The sequence below is a fragment of the Shewanella sp. 553 genome, from assembly GCF_059338375.1.
In genome coordinates this window covers 3,846,092-3,868,007 of sequence record NZ_CM181701.1, presented here as the reverse complement: position 1 = coordinate 3,868,007, position 21,916 = coordinate 3,846,092, and the positions used below count along the sequence as shown (strand labels likewise).

Annotated in this window: 21 protein-coding genes and 1 pseudogene; 13 read left to right on the top strand and 9 right to left on the bottom strand. The window is 46.8% G+C overall.

All coding sequences use genetic code 11. The features are described 5' to 3' along the window. Positions 1-247 precede the first annotated feature (247 nt). The 10 genes from fliD to AC5YBZ_RS17050 are packed head-to-tail and all read left to right on the top strand — an operon-like array spanning position 248 to position 7,393. The gene (gene fliD, locus AC5YBZ_RS17095) at positions 248-1,597 is read left to right on the top strand and encodes a flagellar filament capping protein FliD (protein ID WP_494543246.1); all 1,350 of its coding nucleotides are present in this window, start codon (positions 248-250) and stop codon (positions 1,595-1,597) included. A gap of 16 nt (positions 1,598-1,613) precedes the next feature. Further along, a complete protein-coding gene (gene fliS, locus AC5YBZ_RS17090) occupies positions 1,614-1,994 on the top strand; it encodes a flagellar export chaperone FliS (RefSeq protein ID WP_494520530.1) in 381 nt (126 codons plus the stop codon). Further along, on the top strand, positions 1,963-2,289 hold the full coding sequence (locus tag AC5YBZ_RS17085) for a hypothetical protein (RefSeq protein WP_494520531.1): 327 nt from the start codon (positions 1,963-1,965) through the stop codon (positions 2,287-2,289). The genes fliS and AC5YBZ_RS17085 overlap by 32 nt, the downstream gene beginning before the upstream one ends. After that, positions 2,279-3,556 (top strand): flagellar hook-length control protein FliK, encoded by a 1,278-nt coding sequence (locus AC5YBZ_RS17080; RefSeq protein WP_494520532.1) that lies wholly within the window; start codon positions 2,279-2,281, stop codon positions 3,554-3,556. Before AC5YBZ_RS17085 ends, AC5YBZ_RS17080 begins: the two co-directional genes overlap by 11 nt. Before the next feature lie 15 nt (positions 3,557-3,571). Next, positions 3,572-4,030, top strand: a complete 459-nt coding sequence (locus AC5YBZ_RS17075; protein ID WP_494520533.1) for a flagellar basal body-associated FliL family protein — start codon at positions 3,572-3,574, stop codon at positions 4,028-4,030. Positions 4,031-4,040: 10 nt separating this feature from the next. Next, positions 4,041-4,754 carry an RNA polymerase sigma factor FliA gene (locus tag AC5YBZ_RS17070; protein ID WP_494520534.1) on the top strand — a complete coding sequence of 238 codons (714 nt, stop codon included), beginning with the start codon at positions 4,041-4,043 and terminating at the stop codon, positions 4,752-4,754. A gap of 27 nt (positions 4,755-4,781) precedes the next feature. Continuing rightward, positions 4,782-5,639: a flagellar motor stator protein MotA gene (gene motA, locus AC5YBZ_RS17065; RefSeq protein WP_494520535.1), complete on the top strand. Its 858-nt coding sequence runs from the start codon at positions 4,782-4,784 to the stop codon at positions 5,637-5,639. Continuing rightward, positions 5,639-6,631, top strand: coding sequence for a flagellar motor protein MotB (locus AC5YBZ_RS17060; protein ID WP_494520536.1), 993 nt, complete (start codon positions 5,639-5,641; stop codon positions 6,629-6,631). The genes motA and AC5YBZ_RS17060 overlap by 1 nt, the downstream gene beginning before the upstream one ends. A 19-nt stretch (positions 6,632-6,650) precedes the next feature. Then, positions 6,651-7,097: a PilZ domain-containing protein gene (locus AC5YBZ_RS17055; protein ID WP_494520537.1), complete on the top strand. Its 447-nt coding sequence runs from the start codon at positions 6,651-6,653 to the stop codon at positions 7,095-7,097. Positions 7,098-7,105: 8 nt separating this feature from the next. Then, positions 7,106-7,393 (top strand): hypothetical protein, encoded by a 288-nt coding sequence (locus AC5YBZ_RS17050; protein ID WP_494520538.1) that lies wholly within the window; start codon positions 7,106-7,108, stop codon positions 7,391-7,393. 64 nt (positions 7,394-7,457) lie between these two features. On the opposite strand, the gene AC5YBZ_RS17045 is transcribed toward AC5YBZ_RS17050, so the two are convergent. After that, entirely contained in the window at positions 7,458-9,260 is a 1,803-nt protein-coding gene (locus AC5YBZ_RS17045; RefSeq protein WP_494543245.1) for a DUF885 domain-containing protein, read from the bottom strand. A 273-nt stretch (positions 9,261-9,533) separates the two neighbouring features. On the opposite strand from AC5YBZ_RS17045, the gene add reads away from it, so the two are divergent. Then, the gene (add, locus tag AC5YBZ_RS17040; RefSeq protein WP_494520540.1) at positions 9,534-10,529 is read left to right on the top strand and encodes an adenosine deaminase; all 996 of its coding nucleotides are present in this window, start codon (positions 9,534-9,536) and stop codon (positions 10,527-10,529) included. Positions 10,530-10,617: 88 nt separating this feature from the next. Here add and hemN read toward each other — a convergent pair whose 3' ends face one another. The 5 genes from hemN to AC5YBZ_RS17015 form a co-directional block, all read right to left on the bottom strand. Further along, positions 10,618-11,994 (bottom strand): oxygen-independent coproporphyrinogen III oxidase, encoded by a 1,377-nt coding sequence (gene hemN / locus AC5YBZ_RS17035; protein WP_110458411.1) that lies wholly within the window; start codon positions 11,992-11,994, stop codon positions 10,618-10,620. Between the two features lie 176 nt (positions 11,995-12,170). After that, positions 12,171-12,638 carry a DUF2489 domain-containing protein gene (locus AC5YBZ_RS17030; RefSeq protein WP_494520541.1) on the bottom strand — a complete coding sequence of 156 codons (468 nt, stop codon included), beginning with the start codon at positions 12,636-12,638 and terminating at the stop codon, positions 12,171-12,173. Positions 12,639-12,722: 84 nt separating this feature from the next. Beyond that, positions 12,723-13,256, bottom strand: coding sequence for a Der GTPase-activating protein YihI (gene yihI, locus AC5YBZ_RS17025; protein ID WP_475515272.1), 534 nt, complete (start codon positions 13,254-13,256; stop codon positions 12,723-12,725). Positions 13,257-13,303: 47 nt separating this feature from the next. Next, positions 13,304-13,972: a methyltransferase domain-containing protein gene (locus tag AC5YBZ_RS17020; RefSeq protein WP_494520542.1), complete on the bottom strand. Its 669-nt coding sequence runs from the start codon at positions 13,970-13,972 to the stop codon at positions 13,304-13,306. 717 nt (positions 13,973-14,689) lie between these two features. Continuing rightward, positions 14,690-15,310 (bottom strand): c-type cytochrome, encoded by a 621-nt coding sequence (locus tag AC5YBZ_RS17015; RefSeq protein ID WP_494520543.1) that lies wholly within the window; start codon positions 15,308-15,310, stop codon positions 14,690-14,692. A gap of 168 nt (positions 15,311-15,478) precedes the next feature. Here AC5YBZ_RS17015 and yihA point away from each other — a divergent pair, with 168 nt between their 5' ends. Then, the gene (gene yihA / locus AC5YBZ_RS17010; protein ID WP_110458406.1) at positions 15,479-16,135 is read left to right on the top strand and encodes a ribosome biogenesis GTP-binding protein YihA/YsxC; all 657 of its coding nucleotides are present in this window, start codon (positions 15,479-15,481) and stop codon (positions 16,133-16,135) included. A gap of 726 nt (positions 16,136-16,861) precedes the next feature. On the opposite strand, the pseudogene polA reads toward yihA, so the two are convergent. Further along, a pseudogene (gene polA / locus AC5YBZ_RS17005) lies at positions 16,862-19,622 on the bottom strand (DNA polymerase I). Between the two features lie 386 nt (positions 19,623-20,008). Here polA and elbB point away from each other — a divergent pair. Next, complete coding sequence (elbB, locus tag AC5YBZ_RS17000; RefSeq protein WP_494520545.1) at positions 20,009-20,662, top strand: isoprenoid biosynthesis glyoxalase ElbB; 654 nt, start codon at positions 20,009-20,011, stop codon at positions 20,660-20,662. 31 nt (positions 20,663-20,693) lie between these two features. Here elbB and glpG read toward each other — a convergent pair whose 3' ends face one another. Beyond that, positions 20,694-21,530, bottom strand: a complete 837-nt coding sequence (glpG, locus tag AC5YBZ_RS16995) for a rhomboid family intramembrane serine protease GlpG (RefSeq protein WP_494520546.1) — start codon at positions 21,528-21,530, stop codon at positions 20,694-20,696. 19 nt (positions 21,531-21,549) lie between these two features. Further along, positions 21,550-21,855 carry a thiosulfate sulfurtransferase GlpE gene (gene glpE / locus AC5YBZ_RS16990; RefSeq protein ID WP_475515266.1) on the bottom strand — a complete coding sequence of 102 codons (306 nt, stop codon included), beginning with the start codon at positions 21,853-21,855 and terminating at the stop codon, positions 21,550-21,552. Positions 21,856-21,916: the final 61 nt, after the last annotated feature.

The following is a 21,916-nucleotide window of genomic DNA, read 5'->3' as shown; positions in this document are numbered from 1 at the left end:
TTAAATTGACTTTTGTCTCCCTGCTTATTTCAGCTCCAGCCCGTTTCGGTCGCCTATTTGAGCTATCCACATCGATTGTTGTTACCCACTGAGCGCATTGGCGCGGAAGCATTACTTCCCTTTGTGTTGTAACAACGGAAGCCTCCTCACCTAATAGGATCTCGCTTCTTTTAAAAATATATTAAAAACAATTAGATAAATCTTGGTACAAGGTTTGCTTTAAGGTTATCAATAAGAGGATTTTTTAATGATTTCAGGTATGAGTGCGGCGCAGTTTTCCGAACAGCTGATTATGGTTGAGCGTGCGGGAAAAGATGCCCTATATAAGAACAACCTTAACACCTATAACGCCAAGTTAGATGCGTATAAATTGCTTGAAAAAAGCATGGACAAGCTAACGGCTAAGTTAACCAGTTTTGACACTGAAGCCTTCAAAGGCAAGACCTCGAGCGTCAGTGACGACAAAGCCAGCGTAACAGTGACGGCCGATGCCCCTAAGGGAAATTATGAGCTGCATATCGAGCAGTTGGCGCAGGCACAGCAATTAACCAAGAGTTATGCCTCAGAAGATGAGTTATTGCCGGCCTCAGGTGTGTTTAGTATTCAGCTAGGTAGCGATCCTGCCCAGCGCTTAGAGATTGATCTTGCGACGGTTAATAGTGGCGCGCCCATGACGGTGGCGCAATTACGCGATGTGATTAACAAGCATCCAGATAACCCTGGAATGCAAGCCTCTTTGGTGCGTACGGGCGGCCAAGTTGAATTAATGATGTCGGCGACCGAATCAGGCGTGGCCAACAGTTTAACCGTTGAGCTTGATGGGGTTGATTTCGGTATGACCGAGCGCCGCGCGGCGCAAGACGCCAAGCTAAGCCTTAATGGTATCGACATTACCAGTAGCAGCAACTACCTCGAAAATGTGGTCGATGGCGTCAGCTTAGAGTTAACCAGTACTCACGGCGCCGGTGAAAGCAGCTGGGTTAAAATCGAAGAAGATTTCGAAGGTACCCAAGATGCAGTGAAAGACTTTGTTGAAGCCTTTAACACCATGTTGCAGCAGATCAATCAGTTGACTCGCTCGATGGGCAGTTCGGTGATTGAGGAAGATAACAATACCGATAAAGACGATGAAGATGAAGTAGCCACTACGGTAAAAGAGGGACAAATCGGCGTCTTGAAAGGGGACGCTTCTATTCGTCAATTGCAAAGCCAGATGCGTGACTCGATATTTGCCAGTGCACCAAACGGCATGCGTTTATCGGATATCGGCATTGAATTAGACCGCTACGGCAAGTTGAAAGTTGATGAAACTAAGTTGACCGACGCGCTAAAGGGTGATGCATCGGCTATCGAAGCCATGTTTACCGATGCTGGCAGTTATGTCGACAGACTCGAAACAGTGATGAAACCCTTTAACGACTTTCAAGGCTTGATGGATCTGAAGAAAGATACCCTCGATGGCCAGATAGACAGAGTCAACGAGAACATGGAGCGTCACGATTATCACATGCAGCAACGTTACCAAATTTACTTGGCCCAATTTACGGCCATGGAAGCGACCATAAACCAACTGAGTGCAGCCAGTGGTTTGTTTTAAAAGGAAAATAGTATAAATGTTAAATGAGCACGATCCCTTTAATGCGTATCAGCAAGCCTCTTTAGATGCCCGCGTTGCCGCTGCGAATCCCCACGATATGGTTCGTATGCTACTGGAAGGTTTGCTTGAAGAGTTAGAGCGCGCCGCAGGGCACATGGAGCGAAAACGCTATGAGGCTAAGGGTATTAGCATCAATAAGTGTCTCAATATTGTTCATGGGCTCGACTCCATGCTGGACTTGGAAAACGGCGGAGAAGTGGCCACCAGCCTAAATCGTTTATATGACTACTGTAGCCGTCAATTAATCAGTGCCAGTATTGAGAACAGCGCCGAAGCGCTCCAGCCTGTAACCGAGGTTATTACCAATGTTAGAGAAGGATGGGCCAATCTCAATTGAGCAGTGGCAGCGTTTTGGCGTCGCGTTACGTCAGTATGCAGACCAAGCTGATTGGGAGAATGTCACTCGGGTCAATGCCACCCTTATCAGGGCGTTGACCAAGGCGGGTACGGTAAGTAGCGAGGCACAACGACAAGCCCGCGCCGATCTTGGACAGATCCATGCTCAAGTGTTGCGTGAATTGGAGGCGGCGCGCGATGAACTCAGCGAAGAGATGAAGCGCTTTAAACAGCAACAACCGGGACTTGCGGCCTATCAATTAACCCTAAGCAGCGGAGCTGTTGATGATATCTGATTTTATAATGGCGCGACCCGTTGCGGCCGAGGCCAGTGGTAAAGCGGCGAGCGTTACGGCTAACACGTCTTCGGCTAACACGTCAGAGCACGAGGAGATACCGCAGTTTGCCCTATTGCCTGCCGATAAGGATACGCCAGCTTTAGTCGATACTGCAGCGCAAGGTGAGCAAACTGACATCGCTTTAGCGATGCTTGAGCAGGCATTAGCTCATGAGTTGAGCGGCGGCCCTATGCCTATGGGTGCGATGAGTTCAGCTAGCATGACTTCTGTGAATATGGCCCCCGCTAATATGAGCTACCGTGGCCTGCTTAACCCTGAATTGCTGTCACCACAGAGTGCACCATTGGCCAGTATCGTCACCACCGCCAGCCCTTATGCGGCGCAGTTGGGATTTTCAACCGCCATGGCTGACGGCGGCAACGATATGGCAATGCGATTCGCCGCAGCAGGCAGCGATAGCGCCGCACAGGCCAATGCCTTGGCGACCTTGAGCAACCCCATGAAAACGGCAATCAAGATCCCTGCTGGTACCTTAGCCACCCCTATACAGGTTGGTGCAGTAACGGCTGCGGACAATAGCAGCGTGGCATTACCCGCGTCGCTGATCAAAGGTGGCGGCCCTGGAGCCGAGTTTATGCCACTTGCCAACATGGCCTTGGCATCAAACACCAGTGCTTTGCCTGCAACTGGCGTGACTACGCTTCGCAGCGACCCAAGTTTGTTGCCAGCGATGGCAGAGCTTCGTCATAGTGAGGCGATGGATATTGCCAGTCAGGCCACGCAGCAAGCGGGTCGGCAGGGTGCCAATGTGAGCCAATGGGGGCCAGTGTCGGTTAGCCCACAGGCCAGTGTTGCTCAGCAGGCGCATGAGATGTTAACTCCGATGCGCGAGCAGCTGCGTTTTCAGATTGATCAACGCATTAAGCACGCCGAGTTACGCCTCGATCCGCCAGAGCTTGGTAAAGTTGAGTTAAATATTCGCCTCGATGGCGATCGTCTACATATTCAAATGCATGCGGCTAATCCAGCGGTGCGCGAGGCATTACTAACCGGACTTGAGCGGCTACGCAATGATTTGGCTCAAGACCATGGCGGTCAAATTGAGTTAGATATTGGCCAAAGTAGCAGTGGCAATGAACAGCAGCGACAACAACAGAGTGCAGGTTTGAAGAGTCCAAGTCTCAGTGGGCATGATTTTGAACCTATGACAGAAACAGAGGTGCCGGCGCAATTGCACCAGCATCAATTGAATTTATTGGCGTAATGCCGGAGTAATTACATGGCACTAGCGAAATCGAGTGTAGTTAAAAGTTTAGCCATTATCTGTGTGTTCCTTGGATGGACTGGCGGTGCTTTATGGTTGGGTTGGCAAGGTCCTGAGTTAACTAAACCCTATCTACAGCCTAAAGAAGAGCCGGCAGAGGTGGCGAAATACTATCCATTGGAAAAGTTCATCATGTCGATTCCAGGCGATAAGTATCCCCATTACATGTTACTTGAAATGACGGTAAAGAGCCGTAATCCGCTACTCGAAAGCGAGTTGCTTGAGGCCGACCCAGTGATCCGTAACTCATTGATGAAGATGTTTTCACGTAAATCATTTCAAGAGTTAAATAACCGAGATCAACTCGAAAGCCTACAGTCAGAAGCCTTAGTGATGATAGTGAAGGTATTGTCTGAAAATGATTTTCAGTCGGATATCGACGAAGTGCTCTTCACCCGCATGGTGCTCCAGTAAAGGGTCGATAATGAATACTGACGGTCAGCTAGCCTATCAACAAGTGTACGATGAGCCACAGCAGCGCATGAGTGAAGCGCAGCTAATGCGCCAGTATTTGCCTTTGGTAAAACGCGCCGTATCTCAGTTACGTAGCCATTGTGGTGCCATGTTGGCCATAGAAGATATGGAGCAGATAGGCATGATGGCACTGCTGGAGTCGTCTCGGCGCTACCCTGGTGAGTATGACAATGGTTTCATCTCTTTTGCTGGTCAGCGTATACGTGGCGCGATATTGGATGAGTTACGCCGTCAAGATTGGCGTCCGCGTCCGGTGAGGCAGCAGGCCCATGAGCTTAACGATGTGGTGCGCACGTTGAGCCGTCGTCTAGGACGAGAGCCAAAAGATCTGGAAGTGGCTGCCGAGATGGGCTTGAGTCAGGAAGCCTACCGTGAGCGCCTTTATGCCTCGCAAGCAGAGACCATGAAGAGTCTAGATGAGATGTTGAGTCTGGGTAATGACCCCATTGCCGGTGGCAATAGTGTCGACCAATTTATCCTCAAAAAGACCCTAATCAAAGCCATGGCAAAATTAAATGAAAGAGAACAGCTAATCCTGTCGCTTTACTATCAACATGAGCTCAATTTGAAAGAGATTGCCGCGACGCTGGGGTTAACCGAGACCCGCATCTGTCAGCTGCATAAATTGGCCGTAGCACAGCTGAAAGGCGTCCTGCAGCAATAAATCGTTATTCGGAGTAAGTAAAGCATAATGAGTAAATTAATTGGGTTACTGATCATCCTGTTCTCTGTATTTGGCGGCTATTTATGGGCAGGTGGCACACTGAGATCCTTATGGCAGCCCGCTGAAATTTTGATTATTTTTGGTGCGGGTCTAGGTGCGATTGTGATAGCCAACCCTAAACCCGTATTGCTCGAGATGGCTGAACAAATTAAAGAGCTGTTTACCAAAGAGCAGGAAGACCCTGAGTTGTACCCGCAACTGTTTGGTTTGATGGGGGTCTTAATGTCTCAAATTCAGATGCAAGGGCTTAAAGTGTTAGACGAACACATTGAAAATCCGCAGGCCAGTTCGCTATTTTTGATGTACCCCGCCGTGTTAAAGCATCCCGATGTGTTGCAATTTCTGATCGATAATCTACGCATCCAGTCGATTGGTAAAATATCGCCTCATGATCTTGAGCACCTGCTCGAAGAGGAGATCCACCGCATCGAAGAGGACAGGTTACGCCCATCAGAAGCCTTACATAAAGTGGGCGAGGCGATGCCGGGCTTTGGTATTTTGGCCGCCGTATTGGGGATTATTATTACCATGTCGGCTATCGATGGTCCCATCACCATGATTGGTGTGAAAGTGGCGGCCGCCTTGGTCGGTACCTTTATCGGTATTTTTGCCTGTTACTGCTTTTTTGACCCTTTATCAAAAGCTTTGGAGCATCTGGTTGACCGTAAGTCTGCTCAACTGCGGTGTGTTGCCGCCATTTTGAGCGCTTTCGTTAAAGGTAAGCCCCCTATGATGGCTATCGATGCTGGTCGTAAACAGATCCAGAGTGAAAGCCGCCCATCATTCATCGAGCTTGAGCGCTGGATGGAGGAGCAGAAAAACTGATGATCCAGAAAAATGAACCTGTCATCATCAACCGCCGTAAGCGGAGTAAACGCGGCGGCGGTCATGGTGGTGCTTGGAAAGTGGCCTTTGCCGACTTTACCTTGGCGATGATGGCTTTGTTTATGGTGCTGTGGATCATGCAGATTGCTGACGAAAGTGAGCGCACCATGATAGTCCAATACCTGCGCGGTGAGATGAATGAAACTGGGCCGATGAACCCGTTTAGCATGAGTGATGCCTCATCGATGATCGATTTAGAGGGGTCGATGGCGGTGCAGCAGGCTGTGATCCCCACCCAAGGCACTGGCGCCGAGCGCGCGGGGCCTGCGGCGTACAATAATGTGCCTGTGGGAGAAAGTGAGCCTAATGCGGGTTTGGGCCCAGAGCTCAATGCCATGGTACCTGGGCAGTACGAAACCCAAGCTCAGTTAACCATGTTAGCCCGTGAGCTTAATCGTGTAGTGCAAAGCTCTGAAATGGCTGATAATATTGCTATTACCTTGGTGCCACAAGGAATACGGATTTTAATCCACGATAATATTAACCAGTTTATGTTTACCCGTGGCAGCGCCAAGATACAACCATATTTTGAAGACTTACTGTTAGCGTTAGGCCCAATATTGGGTCAAATCACCAATGCCATGGTGATCTCTGGCCATACCGATTCGACTCCTTATGCAGGCACAGTGTTCACCAACTGGGAATTATCCAGTAAACGGGCACTGCTCGCGCGGCGAGTGCTTGAATATGGCGGCGTTAAACGTCAACAAGTGATTCAAGTGACAGGCATGGCCGATCAGGTGCCTTATATTGCCGATGAGCCAGCCGCTGCGGCCAATCGCCGTATTGAAGTGTTGATCTTAACCTCATCGACCGAACAGCTGATCCGTGACATGGTTGGGGTGCCTGCAGAAGTATTGGAAGCGGGAGTGGACGTACAAGAGGCCAAGCAGCAAGCAATGGCTAATCAACCTAGAGTCCGCTACCAGTAGTAAACAAAAGGATGACAGTGTGATTAAGTACGAAGATTTAGTTCATTTTGACGATATACCTAAGGATAGGTTCAGCGACTCACCGATATCTGATGAACTTGAGCATGACAATCGCCGCGAGCATAAGCGTTTTAGTCTGCGGCCAAACCCGAGCGCTTCGCTCGTCTTGGCTTGCGATGGCGTCGCCGTCACCCTATTCGAACCGGGTTGGTTGACTGCTAAGTCATTAGGCGCAGCCAGTATTAAAGACTTTAGTTTAAGTGGTGTGGGGCTATTGGCGAGCATGAATTTGGCTATCGGGCAGCAACTCTATATTCAATTTGAGCAGCAGCGGCTGCTATGTGAAATCACTCGCACTCACCAAGTAAAGGGGCGGCTTCGGTTCTGGGGGGCTCGTTGGGTCGAAGCCGATAATATGCAGCTGTTATCGCTACTGCAGCAACTTAAACGTCGTTCTGTAAATTAGAGGTAAGCATGACAACATCTTTTAAGCGTGTAGGTACCAATAAGTTACAGAAGTTTTTTCTTTATTTAATCCTACTCGACTGGGTGTTGTTGATTATTACGGCGTTAAAAATGCAGTCGCTCAGTTTTAGCTATGGCGCTATTATTTCGGTGATGTTGTTTGTCTACAGCCTATTTTTAACCAACTTATGCCGTATTCGGGCTAGGCGCGCCAATGACGCTTACATGATCTATCCGGTGATCATCGGTGCCATCGTCTCGTTTCTCTTAGTGGTGTATTTTTTCTTTTTTATTTAACCCTGTGCTGCTTAAGTTAATCCATGAAGGTGAGCCAGAAACAGGCTCACCCTCCTATTCTCAATTAGCCTTTTTGCGCCGCAATAAAGTCCTCTATTTGTGCCTCGAGTACCGACATGGGTACCGAACCGTTGGCTAAAATGGCATCGTGAAATGCGCGGATATCGAAGTCTTGTCCGAGCGCCGTCTCGGCCTGATGGCGTAAGCGTTTTATGGTCAGTTCCCCTACCTTGTACGACAGTGCCTGCCCAGGCCATGAGATGTAACGGTCGATCTCCGTAGTGACATTGTGCATCGACAGTGCGGTGTTGCTGGCCATAAAGTCGAGGGCTTGCTGGCGAGACCAACCCTTGGCGTGCATGCCTGTGTCGACCACCAGACGCGCCGCGCGCCACATCTCATAGGTTAAGCGGCCAAAGTTACTGTAGGGATCTTGATAAAAGCCTGCCTCTAGACCTAAAAACTCAGCATACAATCCCCACCCCTCGCCAAAGGCTGAAATATAGCTGTAACGGCGGAAATTGGGTAAGGATGTGAGCTCTTGATTGAGCGAGATCTGTAAATGATGTCCCGGCACAGCTTCATGCAAGGTTAAAGCTTCCATCTCATATAGGGGGCGCTTGTCTAAGGCGTAGGTGTTAACCCAGTAGTAACCGGGCTCGTCGTCTCGACTCGAACCCGAGTATCGTCCTGTGGTGTACTTAGGCGCAATTTCGGCAGGCACCTGTTGAATGCCGTAAGGCATTCTGGGTAATTGGCCAAAATAACGTGGCAATATGGCATCGGCTTGCTTAGCAATATAAGCGGCTTCTTTTAGCAGCTCCTCGGCGGTTTGGGGGTAAAACTGCGGATCGGTGCGCAGGAAATGCAAAAAAGCGTCAAAGTCCCCCTCAAAGCCGATATCGTCGATGATGGTTTGCATCTCTGCGCGGATCCGTTTGACCTCTTTAAGGCCAAGCTGGTGCACTTCATCGGCAGTCATGGGTAAGGTGGTATAGTAACGCACGCGGTTTTCATAAAAGTCTTTGCCATTGGGCAGGTCGCTGGCGGCGATGCTGCTGCGGGCACCGGGAATATACTCTTGGGTCATAAAGTCGAAATAAGCGCGATAGGCGGGTAATACTGAACTGCGGATCAACTCGAGCCCTTGGGCTGTGAGCTGCGCTTGTTGTTGTGGGCTAAAGTGGGCCGGATATTGAGTAAAGGGCTTGAAGTAGCCACTTTGTTCAGCCGGAATGATAAACGCGCTGATGCTGTCTTCAAAACCAGTTAACACGACTTTTGCCGGAGTGATACCTGCGGCTAATCCCTGTTTTAACCAATAGGTTTGCTGGGCAAAGTAGTTTGGCAGAGCCTGCAATTTAGCTAGGTAATCTTGGTAATCTTGCGCTTGAGTAAAGCGTCCTTTGGCTATCGAAGCGATATAAGCATGAAAACCGCTTTCTGCTGAAATAGGCAGGTAGTGATCATGATAGCGGTACATGTCGACACTGTTTTGCAGCTGATACTGCAAAATTTGGTCGTTGATCTGCTCATCTTTAGTAAGCATGGCGCTGTCGAGTTGCTGTAAGCGTGTGAGCAAGGCTTGTTGCCGTTGAGCCTGCAAAGCTAACGCTTGCGGCGACAAGTTAACCAGTTTGCCTGCTGCGGCGCTATCACCTAATGCGTAAGCCAGTTCAGGATCAAAGTCTAAGCGAACTTGCCATGCGTCATCGATAACCGATTGTAACTCCTGCGAGGTTGCATTTTTAGTGGCGCTTACGCTAATGGGTTCTGCCGCTGATGATGACGTTGCTGGAGCCGATGGCTGTAATTGGCAGGCGCTGAGACTAACAAGTAAGAGACACGGGGCGAGGCGAGAGTACATGGGAATCCTTCCATTTATAGCTATTATTTATGGTTGTTATTTGTGCTGTTAACTCATCGGTGTGAGTCGTAGGTGAAACATTATGCACGGCTGTGTGTTGCTTGTCATCGGTGTGGCTTACGCTTCATTATCCGCCAACTAGCAAGTGGCGCTATGAAGGTGCGATAGCTGAATTAAGTCGTACAGTCGATTAAATAATGCGTGTTATAGTGCTGACAACTTCAGACCAGATAAAAAATAATATTGGCTGAGGGGTTTACATAGGGGTTAAATATGATTGATACATCCATTCCGTTGGTGGACCTTCATCGTCACCTTGATGGCAACGTCAGGGTTAATACGATTTGGGAGCTTGGTCATCAACATCACATTGCGTTGCCATCCGATACATTGGAAGGGTTAGCGCCTTTTGTACAAATTCAAGGTAAAGAGTCGAGTCTGGTCGCGTTTTTAAAGAAGCTCGATTGGATGGTGGCCGTGCTTGCCGATCTTGATGCCGTTAAACGCGTAGCTTATGAAAACGTGGTTGATGCAGCCGTGTCAGGCTTAGATTATGCTGAGTTGCGTTTTAGCCCATATTACATGGCGATGAACCACCAATTACCGCTCGAAGGGGTTGTCGAAGCGGTGATCGACGGTGTCAATGCCGGTGTAAAAGAGCATGACGTGAAGATTAATTTGATTGGTATTATGTCGCGCTCATTTGGCCAGCAAGCCTGTATGCTGGAGCTCGACGCGCTGCTGGCCCATAAACAGCACTTAGTGGCGATGGACTTGGCTGGGGATGAACTCGGTTTCCCTGGTGCACTGTTTAACAGCCATTTTAATAAGGTGCGTGATGCGGGCCTTGCCGTTACGGCTCACGCTGGTGAAGCGGCTGGCGCCGAAAGCATGTGGCAGGCGATTTTGGAGTTAGGTGCGACTCGTATTGGCCATGGTGTTAATGCGGTGCATGATCCTAAGTTGATGGAATACCTAGCTAAACACAAGATAGGTATCGAGTCTTGCCCAACCAGTAACTTGCACACATCGACGGTTGCTAATTATCAACAGCATCCGCTGCGCACCTTCATGGATGCAGGGGTGTTGATTGGGCTGAATACTGACGACCCAGGTGTGAGCGCTATCGATATTGAGCATGAATATCGGGTGGTGAAGGCTGAAATGGGCTTAACCGATGCCGAGTTAGCGTTATTGCAACGCAATGGCGTGGAGATGGCCTTTTTATCTGACAGCGAACGCAAAGCGTTATACGCCGCCAAAGCGTAATGACCTGAGCGTGATAAACAAAAAAGCCGATGAATTATCATCGGCTTTTTAATGGACGGTCATTATCGCTAGCGGTTAACTGCAGCGATTAGATCACACGTGAGAACTGTTGCTGACGTGCCTTATCGCGATAGTAAACATCGAAACAGATGCAGATGTTACGAATAAGCAGGCGGCCTGTATTGCTAACGGTGATCTTTCTGTCGGTGATATCGACCAGTTTATCGTCAACAAAGGTTTGTAGCAGCTTAAGATCTTCTGCAAAATACTCTTCGAAATTAATTCCAAGTTGCTGGTCAATCTTGGCCATATCCAGATCAAAGTGACAGATGAGCTGTTTAATCACTACGCGGCGGATCTCATCATCACGGTTAAGCTTACAGCCTTTCCATAATGCATGGCCTACGGCGTCGACAGACTCATAATAAGGACGAATGTCTTTTTGGTTTTGTGCGTAACAATCGCCAATCTGGCTAATGGATGACACGCCTAAACCCAGTAGGTCGCACTCTTCTTGAGTCGTGTAGCCTTGGAAATTACGATGCAGTCGACCTTCATTTTGCAGGATAGATAGCTCATCGTCAGGTTTGGCAAAGTGGTCCATACCAATATACTGATAGCCAGCGCCTGTGAGGGTTTCGATGGTCTGATGTAGCATCTCTAGCTTTTGCTGCGGAGAGGCTAAATCTTCATCCTTAATTTTACGCTGCGCAGCAAAGCGTGCTGGCAGGTGCGCATAGTTAAACACAGATAGGCGATCGGGCGATAAGTCTAAGACCCGCTGCATGGTTTCTGCAAAGGTTTCTGGTGTTTGGTGTGGCAGACCATAGATTAAATCGATATTGGTCGATACAAAGCCCATCGCTTTAGCTTTGGCCATAAGGTCAAAGATAAACTGTTCATCTTGTTCACGATTAACCGCGACCTGTACTTTTTTGTTGAAGTCTTGCACGCCAATCGAAATACGGTTAAATCCAGCTTCTTTGAGGGTATCGAGCATAGATAGCTCAATTTCCCGAGGATCGACTTCGATTGAATACTCACCTTCATCGGCAATATTAAAATGCTCGCGCAGTAGCGAAGAGAGTCTAAGGATCTGCTCAGGATTAAGGAAAGTGGGAGTTCCGCCGCCCCAGTGAATTTGTGTTACTAGGTAGTCTTTAAACAGGGGCGCACGCTTAACAATTTCGGCCGCTAAATATTCAATATATTGGTCAGCTTTGTGCTGATGACGAGTGATCACCTTGTTGCAGCCACAGTAATAGCAAAGCTTAGCGCAAAAAGGGATGTGCAGATAAAGCGACAACTTATCGCTTTTACTGTTCTTGATTGAAGTCAGCAGATCGTTTTCAGTAAAAGAGTCATCAAACTCGAGTGCGGTCGGATAAGAGGTGTAACGGGGACCGCTGTAATTATACTTTTCGATCATTGACTGATCCCAATTAATTTGGGTGGGCTGCTTCAAGGCGTGTCCTCCGAAGGTGGTAAATTAGCAACAAGCGAAGTATGCAATGTTATCAGATTAATAACATTGATCTCTGTTGCAAATTAACACTGCAAGTAATAGTAGCCGATGAATATCCTTGAATTTAGACCAAATGTCTGTGGTGCGAGGTGAAATTTGTGCGCCGACTCACGCCGCTATTTTTGGATAGGGGCGTAATCTTTAACCAGTTGCTGTGTTTCTTGATTGATATCGGCCTCGAGTGCCGCCTCTGATTTCATTCTGACTAAGTCGAGTTTCATGCGCTGCTGTTTACTGAGTGCTTTACGTTGCTCCATGATCGGGTGCTGCTCAATCACTTCGAAATGGGCGAACAAGGCTGGGTAACGGCTGGTGGCTTGTTCTGTTTGACCCAAAATACCAAATAGTTTGCCGATACGCATGACTCCCTCAGACAGTTCACAGCGCTCCTCTAGCATCGCGGCAGCAATATAATGAATATTGCCGAGCAGCTCTTGCTCTCGAGCCTCGACCGCTTGTTGCTGAGCGGCCTGTTGTGCTTGCTGTTGCCGAGTCTGCTGCTTTAATTTTATCAGTAGGTGGGCGGCGTAGCCTGCAAGCCCAATAATAATTAAGGCACCGATAATCATAAGTGAAGTCGTCATAATCAGGTCCAAATAAGCTGTGTTAGGGGAGTAGATATAGAAATGGCATCGAATTCGATGCCATTAAGTCCTCATGCGAGTGCATTAGTCTTTACGTTGGTAGTCTTTTAGTAGATCAGCGCCAGACTCAAACTTCTCCAGCAAATCATCATCAGACGTTGCTGTGGTTTTCATTACGTGCTCTAAATCATCTTCTTCATTGATCCCGAGACGCTCCATTAAACGTTCGATTTCAGTCAGCTGTTTTTCAAGCCAGCTCTGATCGGCTGCGGTTAATGTTTTGCCCTCTTCTAGCATGTCGAGTAGCGAATTTAGACGCGGATCATCTTCTAATTTAAGTAGCTTCTGCTCATCACTCATTTTAGGAGCCGCAGGCTTTTTCTCTACCGGTTTAACGGTTGGTAGATTTAAGGCCACAGGCTTCTTACTGCCGTGACGAGGATCTTTGGCTCTCGCCGCTCCCGATTGTGTTTGCTGGATCTGCTTTTCGTCATGACGGCTGCCCGGTTTGTTGCCCGAATTTTGCTTTTTGCCGGCAACTACACGGTCTTGCTTTTTCGTTCGTGGCTGTTTCTTAGGCGCATTTTCATTGATTTTGCGCGATTTGTTACGGGACATAGCAATAATCTCAACTACAAAAAATATCGTGAACTTATCTAATCAAATTAGACAAGAGAACTTGGGTCGCGTGTTATATCAGATTTTGGTGGTTTTTGCACCAAAATGAGATCGTTTGACGCGAATAATAGCTTAAATTCAGCTTGGTATGCTAGATATTGGAAGGTGGCCTGCTGATAAAAACTGACGTGGGTTAAATTATTCTTATGGTGCCATTTGGAAAAGCCAGTTAACTCGGTGATCAATTGCGTATTTATCGCCATCCATCCGCCCGGTTTTAGCAATGAACAGAGTAAACGCCACTCTCTATTTGGGAAGCGAAAGTGTTCAAATACTTTATAACAACAGATAAAGTCATATTGCTGTTTTAGCACTTTATGTTGTGGTGCGAAAAAAGGGTCGTATTGATACAGTTGGTGGCCATTAATGGCTAACTCATCGATAAGTGCAGGCATAACGATACGGCCAAAATTAAGTCCGGTTAAGGGGCTTGTGGTCTCTTGTTCGATTTGGCCGACGAGGCTCAATATTAGTTGGCGGGTGGCTTTATGTTTTTGGGTTGCCGTTTGGTATTTATTGAGTTCGGCCTTGGGCGGCAAATGAGAACTGGCATCGGCAAATAGTAACATGCAGGTTTTACAGCGGTGTATGCAACGTTTTCTATCTTGATAGAAGGGGGTAGTATTATCGTTATGGCACAGGGGGCATCTTCGCATCGGTAACGAATGACTCTTCTAGGTGATTCCATTTAGTGTACATTTTGTCATAAAAAAAGGCGACAGTATGACTGTCGCCTTCCAAAAAAGTACCCTAGGTACTCAATTCTGACTCCAAGTTTCCTTACTTGCTATGCGACTTTCCCAGTCGGATTCCATCTTATTTTTTGTCTGCTATCCATGCAGTTTTTATCGTTTGTGGTCTTCCAGACACTTTCTTATTAGCCTGTCGCCTTCCTGACAACAGTTTCCGTAGATGGTCTTAATGACACATCACAATATTGCTCATCATCTTTGATGATAAATCAACCATCCTTGTTGGTGTAACCTTGAGTTCAGTTGTAGCATTTCTGAACGAGTAAGGAGAGTGCTAATTAGCGAATTGGCCTTCCTAACCAATAATCCTTACCAAAATCGAACATGACCTGACTTCAAATTCGAAGTGCGACTCTATATTGTTTTATTAGTGAGTGGTCTTAATATTATTATTGTTATGGTTTCACTTTATTCTTATATCTTAAGCGATGTTACATACCGAAATCTGTTTAATATTATTAGATAAATTTTGGATAAACAGTTGGGTTCACCTCGGTACGGGCACAATTAAACCGAAATCTGTGATCTATGTCAAGCCCGAATTTGCGCAGTTGACGTAAGCGTCAGCTTTTTGAGGTTAAAAAAGGTGATCGTAACCACCTTTTTCATTAAGCTTAATAATTACTTAATACTGGCAACATATTTTGCTAGTGCTTCGATATCTTCGCTAGTTAATTTCTTAGCGACATCTTGCATCATGCCATTTAAGTCGTTGTTACGAGTAGAGTCGTGGAACTTAGTTAGCTGAATTTTGATGTAATTAGCGTGTTGTCCTGCAATTGCTGGAAAACCTGCTGCTTCAGAGCCTTTACCGTTAGGGCCGTGACAAGCGATACAAGCGGTAATTCCACGGACGGTATCGCCACCTTTGTAAAGTTGCTCACCCAGTTCAGGTACATCTTTTACTTCAGTCACTGTGAGTGGTAATGAAGCATAGTAGGCGGCTAGATCTTCGATATCTTGGTCGCTTAATCCTGCTGCCATAGGGCTCATTAGTGGCTCGTTACGGCCCTCTTTACCACCAGTGTGAGCCGCTTGACGTAAATCATGTAGCTGTTTCTTCAGGTAAGTCTCTTGTTGCCCTGCAATTTTAGGGTACATGTCTATCATGCTGTTACCATCAACACCGTGACAGGCAGAACAAATGATTGCTTTAGTTTTTCCCGCTTCAGCATCACCTGCTGCAATAGCGGGAGTCGATAATGTGGCTAAAATTGATAGCGCAATAGCTAGCTTTTTCATGGCGTTCCAACTTTTAGTTAAATTTTTTGTCCTGAGCTTACGAGAGTGACCTGCAAGCGTGATAAAATATGATTTATGTGATCGGAGTAATATTTTACACGAAATTGTGCAAATGTAAGCAACTCTTCGATATTTAAACTAAAGAATGAACAAATTTTGGAGTGGGTAGTGACTGATTCTCGTATCGATTTTCGGCAGGCAAAGTTTTTGATCAGCGCACCTGATATCGCGCATCTCAATGAACATTTGCCTGGAGATGTGGGTGTTGAAATTGCATTTGCAGGCCGATCTAATGCCGGAAAGTCCAGTGCATTAAATCAGCTTACAGAACAAAAAAGCTTAGCTCGAACCAGTAAAACCCCTGGGCGTACGCAATTAATTAACGTATTTGCCCTCGACGAGCATCGCCGCTTGGTGGATCTGCCTGGTTATGGTTTTGCGCAAGTTCCATTGGCGTTAAAGAAGAAGTGGCAACAAGCGTTAGGTCAATATTTACAAGAACGTGAATGCTTAAGTGGCCTAGTGGTACTGATGGATATTCGTCATCCGTTAAAAGATCTCGATATGCAGATGATAGAGTGGGCTGTTGATAGTCATATTCCGGTACTTGCGCTGCTGACGAAATGCGACAAGTTGGCTCAAAGTGCCAGAATGAAAACCGTTAACGAGGTTCGCAAGGCGCTAATTGATTTTGGTGATGCGGTTAAGGTGGAGCCCTTCTCTTCACTGAAAGGCACTGGTAAACCTAAGGTATTAAGCATACTGAATGAATGGTGTCACCCTGACTGGTTAGTTGAAGCATTGGCCGAGGCCGATCAAGAATAGTATTTATTGTACTGTTAAAACGCTTCCTTCGAGGAGGCGTTTTTTTTGTTTCATAGTTGAACGGGCATTGCAGATAGCAATGAAGAAGAGGGGTATAGCGGAATTTTAGGCAAAAAAAACCGACGGTGTAAACCATCGGCGAATAAATTAGCTCTTTTGAGGAGAAGCTAAATTCAACAAGACTCAAGTTCCATCAATCGATGATCAATGGCTCTCAATAACTGCATGATAGCGCGAATCTCGACCAACTTAAAGTATTTGCTCTAAATTAAATTTTAGGCGAAAAAAAGCCCCAGCAATTAAATCGCTGAGGCGCCATAATTCGGCTATCCACTTAACAAGTGAATTAAAAAAGGTCTGAAAGATAGAACATCTTAACCTCTGTACCCTACGCCGAGAATAATACTGCATTAGCCGTTATTTGGGAAACTGTTTTTTATAAAAAACGACAATAATGTGAGCAACATCTAAACTTTAGGCGATAAAAACAGCATTTTTTTGATCTTAAAGTTTCATATTTGCACTTTAAAATAATAATTTAGCTGTTTTAACACTCAAAATGAAAATAAATTACTTTTTCAGGTGCAGATGCCCCGCAATGACTTAAGATGAGCGCGTTGATAGTCTATGTGGCTTTTTGCTGCAATAAAAAGCCTCACACTAAGTGAGGCTTAATCAATTCAAATATTGCGCCTTTAGTCAGTTGGCTACTGGATATGCATTGTATTAGTGCGCCTGTTCCCAGTTGTCACCAATACCCGCCTCGGCCAGTAGTTCGACATCAAGACTGGCTGCACTGGCCATTAATTGACAGACTTTTTCTTTTAAGCTCTCGGCTTTATCACTATCAACTTCGAAAACCAATTCATCGTGTACCTGCATGATCATGGTGATCTCACCTTGAGTGTCGCTTGCAATCCAATGCGCTACATCAATCATCGCTTTCTTGATGATATCGGCAGCGGTGCCTTGCATCGGGGCGTTGATTGCGGCGCGTTCAGCAGCTTGGCGCCGCATAGCATTTCTATCTTTGATGGCTGGTAGGTAGAGCCTGCGGCCAAATAGCGTCGATACGTAACCTTGTTCGGCTGCCGCGGCGCGTGTTTCTTCCATGTACTTGAGTACGCCTGGGTAGCGTTTAAAGTAAATATCGATATATTTTTGCGCTTCGGCACGAGGAATATCGAGCTGACGCGCTAGCCCAAAGGCGGACATGCCATAAATGAGGCCAAAGTTGACCGCTTTGGCGCGGCGACGTTGTTCGCTTGTCACTTCACTAAAATCGACATCAAAGACTTCAGCAGCAGTCGCGCTATGGATATCTTTACCCTCGGCAAACGCGCTCAGTAGGCCTGAGTCTTGCGATAGGTGTGCCATGATGCGTAATTCGATTTGCGAGTAATCGGCAGCCAGAATTTTACGTCCTTCACCCGCGATGAAGGCGTGGCGAATGCGGCGACCCTCTTCGGTGCGGATTGGGATATTTTGTAGGTTAGGCTCACTCGACGATAAACGACCGGTTGCAGCATTGGCCTGATGATAACTGGTGTGTACTCTGCCAGTATTTGCATCGACCATCAAAGGTAGTTTGTCGGTATAGGTACTCTTTAATTTAGATAAGCTTCTGTGCTCTAGCAGTATTTTAGGTAAAGGGTAGTCAAGCGCCAGTTCGACTAACACTTCTTCGGCTGTCGATGGTGCGCCTTTGGGGGTTTTCTTAATCACAGGGTAGCCGAGCTTCTCAAAAAACAGGGCTTGTAACTGTTTAGTTGAGCTGAGATTAAAGGTTTCGCCGGCGATGTCGTAAGCTTTTTGTTCTAGCTCATCAATTTTTCGTGCGAGTTCTTCACTTTGCTGGCCGAGTAACATGCTGTCAATTAGCACGCCTTGGCGTTCAATTTGTGATAGTACGCTCACCAGCGGCAATTCGATATCACTGAACACGCTCGCAAGTTCAGGGGCCTTTGGCTAATCTTGGCCACAAATGCTGATGTAATCTTAGGGTGATATCGGCATCTTCAGCGGCGTAAGGCGCAGCTATCTCTAGCGGAATTTGATTGAAGGTCAGTTGCTTGGCGCCTTTTCCTGCAATCTCTTCGAAACCGATAGTCTTATGTCCGAGATACTTCAGAGCTAAGTCGTCCATATTGTGTTTCGAGGCGACCGAATTAAACACGTAAGATTCGAGCATGGTATCGAAGGCTATGCCGCGTAGCGTGATCCCCACGTTGGCCAGAATACTCATATCGTACTTTAGGTTTTGGCCAACCTTTTTGATACTAGCATCTTCCAGTAGTGGGGTTAATTTGGCTAAGGCTTGCGTCATGTCCAGTTGTTCTGGCGCGTCGGGGTAATCATGTGCCAGTGGCAGATACGCAGCCTGACCCGCTTCAATAGCAAAGGATAAGCCGACTAACTTAGCCTGCATATAGTTAAGGCTGGTGGTTTCGGTATCGACGGCAAAGAGTTCGGCGCTAGCGAGTTTTTCAATCCACTCGTCCAGTTGTTGCCAACTTAAGATGGTGACGTAATCGGCATCGATATCTTGTGGTACAGGAGGGGTATCTTCGTCCTTAGCGTCATTGGTTATGTTATTTGCGCCCTTACCATCGAGCACTTCTGCAAGCCAGCGCTTAAATTCCATTTCGCTATAGCATTTGATCAACTCTTCATTATCGGCTGGAGCGATATTCAGCTGATGCCAATCTTGCTCTAATTCTACATCTAACTTAATGGTCGCGAGCTCATATGAGAGTCTTAGCATCTCGCCATGTTCGGCAATTTTGGCCGGCATGGTTTTAGCGCCGCGAAAGCCGAGCTCTGGCATTTTTTCAGGATGAGCTAAGATCTGCTCAATACTACCAACGCCATTAAGCATCGCCAGTGCGGTTTTTTCACCCACACCAGGTAAGCCTGGAATGTTATCGGCTTTATCGCCTTGCAGTGCTAATAGGTCGACAATCAATTCTGGGCCGACGCCAAACTTTTCGAGCACTTCTTCAGGCCCTAATATGGTATTGGTCATGGTGTTGATAAGGGTAATATTATTATCGACTAGCTGCGCCATATCCTTATCGCCAGTGCTGATCAGTACCGAACGCCCCTCTTTACTCGCTTGAGTAGCAATGGTGCCAATAACATCATCGGCTTCGACGCCAGGCACACAGACTAATGGCAGGCCAAGTGCTCGCACAATACGGTGTAGCGGTTCAATTTGAGAGCGTAGGTCATCAGGCATCGTTGGGCGATGCGCCTTATATTCTGCATACAAATCATTACGGAACGTTTTACCCTTGGCATCGAATACCACAGCCATCTGTGTCGGCTTGTATTGCTTTAGCAAGCTACGCAGCATATTAATTACGCCATAAACGGCGCCAGTGGCTTCGCCTTTCGAGTTCGTTAGGTGAGGGGGGGCATAATAAGCGCGGTAAAGATAAGAAGAACCATCCACAAGGATCAGTGGGTTTTCAGCAATAGTAGGCATAATATCTATTCATTTATCGGTATTCGATGATGGCGCTAGCATGCCACATTAGGACGATTTCGGCCACGCAAAATTACTCACTAGGCTGTGGATAAGTCTGTGAGCTAAAAAAAAATCAACGAGCAGGCTTTATAACCGCGACGACATGGTGTGATTTTAAGTTATTGATTTTATGTGATGTTTATTTTTTGTGTGAACTAGGTATTACTTCCAAGTAAAATTTCCTAATGTGTGGACTTTTATTTTCATTCCATTTATCGGCTCTGGCTTGGCGAATTGACAGCGGCTTGCTAAAGTCGATGCACTAACTTAGCACGAAAAATAAACAGATCAAGTTGTTTGTTTCATTGTTGTTAAAACTATTGGGTATATAAAAGGAGCTGTTAATGAAAAAATTCGCAGTGTTATTGAGTGGCGCGGGGGTGTTTGATGGTAGCGAGCTCCAGGAGGCGGTGCTGACCTTGTTATCCCTCACTCAAGCTGGTGCTTGTTACCAGTGTTTTGCGCCTGATATTGACCAGATGCATGTGGTTAATCATCTTACTGGTGAGGTAGATGTCGAAGATAAACGTAATGTGCTGGTGGAGTCGGCGCGTATTGCTCGTGGTGAGATAAAGGCGACGACAGATCTTGTTATCGGAGAGTTTGATGGCTTACTGATCCCCGGTGGTTTTGGCGCCGCCAAGAATCTATGTAACTTTGCTGTTGCGGGCAGCGAATGCGAAATCGCACCAGAGGTGAGCCATTTTATTAATGAGTTTATCGAAGCAAAAAAACCAGTGGGCTTTATCTGTATTTCTCCGGTGATGATCCCTAAGTTGTATCATCAGGCTCGCGGCACCATTGGGCATGATACCGAAACTGCACATGCCTTTAATTTGATGGGGGGGCAGCATGTCGAGACTAATGTGGAGCAGATAGTGGTTGATGAAGCCAATAAATTAGTCAGTACACCAGCTTATATGTTGGCAGAAAACATTGCCCAAGCACATATAGGTATCAATAAACTGGTGAGGAAGGTGATTGAACTGGCCTCTTAGGCGGTTAACACTAAGCCCTAGGCGCTAGCGCCTAGGTGCGTTTTCTACTGTCGATAAAGCCCTGAATAACTCCAACAATCAATCCGCCAATATGGGCACCGTTGGCTATCGAGAGTCCAAATATATCGGTAAAGCCTAGTACTAGCCAGAGTAGCATAAAGACAATATAGGCGGGTGGCAGACCTATGCCAGCTTCAGGGCGTTTAACGCCCATCACCCAAGTGTAGCCAACTACCGCATAGACGACGCCAGAAAGGCCGCCAAAGTTAGGGCCAGTAATAAAATACTGCACAATATTGGGTAGGGTTCCGGCGACTAACAGTATGATAAACAATGGCGCTACGCCGAGCTTGTTTTCGATTTTACCGCCTAAATACCACCACCAGAGTAAATTAAACAAGATATGCATGGCTGAAAAGTGCATCAGGCTGGGAGTAAAGACGCGCCATACTTGCTCAAAGCCACTATTGGGGACGGCGCCAAAGAATGACAGGTGCTCAAATAGCACATTGGCAAAGCCAATATTAAAGCCTAAATAGATCACGGCACAAATGGCAATAATGCCTAGCGTGAGTGGTCCTGCGCCAGAAATAAATTGGCTTAGCAGTTGTAAGCTAGGTGCACCATAATCTAATTTTGTTGCTGGGCTGCCATTATCCCAAGAAGCCTGCAGGTATTTATCATCATGGGGATGTTGAATAAATTGCTCATACTCGGCGCGGGCTGGAGCATAGTCCTGTTCGCGCTCGACAGAGACGATAACATCTTGTTCATCGTAGGATAGTTGGCAGCTTACACCTTGACCTTTTAAATAGTCGATAAGTGCCTGTGCGGCACGTGCGTTGGGTAAGCGACCAATTTCTAGCATTAGCATCTTCTCACTGAGGTTAGTTCGCTTCGCGCCACGCTTGAAAGCCGCCATCTAGGCTATATACGTCATCGAAGCCTTGTTCGTGTAAATAGTTTGCGGCATTTTGGCTACTAATGCCATGATAGCAAACCACCACCAAGGGCTGATCCATATCGGCTTCAGCAATATAGGCTGCAAGATTGTCGTTAGTCAGGTTGGTTGCGTCTGCAATGTGTCCAGCCTCGAAACTAGCATTGTCGCGAATATCGACTATCTGGAGCGGACTGTTTTCTTGTTGCATTTGCAGCAGTTGATTAACGCTTAAGTGTTTAAAAGCTGACATAGTAAACCTGTAGAAATCAATAATTATTGGTGAGTGTGTGATAGGAGGCTGCAGCTGAACA

Bases quoted from the DNA above. Each gene is read 5' to 3' on its own strand.
- fliD (WP_494543246.1), top strand. From the start codon at position 248: ATGATTTCAGGTATGAGTGCGGCGCAGTTTTCCGAACAGCTGATTATG.
- fliS (WP_494520530.1), top strand. From the start codon at position 1,614: ATGTTAAATGAGCACGATCCCTTTAATGCGTATCAGCAAGCCTCTTTA.
- AC5YBZ_RS17085 (WP_494520531.1), top strand. From the start codon at position 1,963: ATGTTAGAGAAGGATGGGCCAATCTCAATTGAGCAGTGGCAGCGTTTT.
- AC5YBZ_RS17080 (WP_494520532.1), top strand. From the start codon at position 2,279: ATGATATCTGATTTTATAATGGCGCGACCCGTTGCGGCCGAGGCCAGT.
- AC5YBZ_RS17075 (WP_494520533.1), top strand. From the start codon at position 3,572: ATGGCACTAGCGAAATCGAGTGTAGTTAAAAGTTTAGCCATTATCTGT.
- AC5YBZ_RS17070 (WP_494520534.1), top strand. From the start codon at position 4,041: ATGAATACTGACGGTCAGCTAGCCTATCAACAAGTGTACGATGAGCCA.
- motA (WP_494520535.1), top strand. From the start codon at position 4,782: ATGAGTAAATTAATTGGGTTACTGATCATCCTGTTCTCTGTATTTGGC.
- AC5YBZ_RS17060 (WP_494520536.1), top strand. From the start codon at position 5,639: ATGATCCAGAAAAATGAACCTGTCATCATCAACCGCCGTAAGCGGAGT.
- AC5YBZ_RS17050 (WP_494520538.1), top strand. From the start codon at position 7,106: ATGACAACATCTTTTAAGCGTGTAGGTACCAATAAGTTACAGAAGTTT.
- AC5YBZ_RS17045 (WP_494543245.1), bottom strand. From the start codon at position 9,260: ATGTACTCTCGCCTCGCCCCGTGTCTCTTACTTGTTAGTCTCAGCGCC.
- add (WP_494520540.1), top strand. From the start codon at position 9,534: ATGATTGATACATCCATTCCGTTGGTGGACCTTCATCGTCACCTTGAT.
- AC5YBZ_RS17030 (WP_494520541.1), bottom strand. From the start codon at position 12,638: ATGACGACTTCACTTATGATTATCGGTGCCTTAATTATTATTGGGCTT.
- yihI (WP_475515272.1), bottom strand. From the start codon at position 13,256: ATGTCCCGTAACAAATCGCGCAAAATCAATGAAAATGCGCCTAAGAAA.
- AC5YBZ_RS17020 (WP_494520542.1), bottom strand. From the start codon at position 13,972: ATGCGAAGATGCCCCCTGTGCCATAACGATAATACTACCCCCTTCTAT.
- AC5YBZ_RS17015 (WP_494520543.1), bottom strand. From the start codon at position 15,310: ATGAAAAAGCTAGCTATTGCGCTATCAATTTTAGCCACATTATCGACT.
- elbB (WP_494520545.1), top strand. From the start codon at position 20,009: ATGAAAAAATTCGCAGTGTTATTGAGTGGCGCGGGGGTGTTTGATGGT.
- glpG (WP_494520546.1), bottom strand. From the start codon at position 21,530: ATGCTAGAAATTGGTCGCTTACCCAACGCACGTGCCGCACAGGCACTT.
- glpE (WP_475515266.1), bottom strand. From the start codon at position 21,855: ATGTCAGCTTTTAAACACTTAAGCGTTAATCAACTGCTGCAAATGCAA.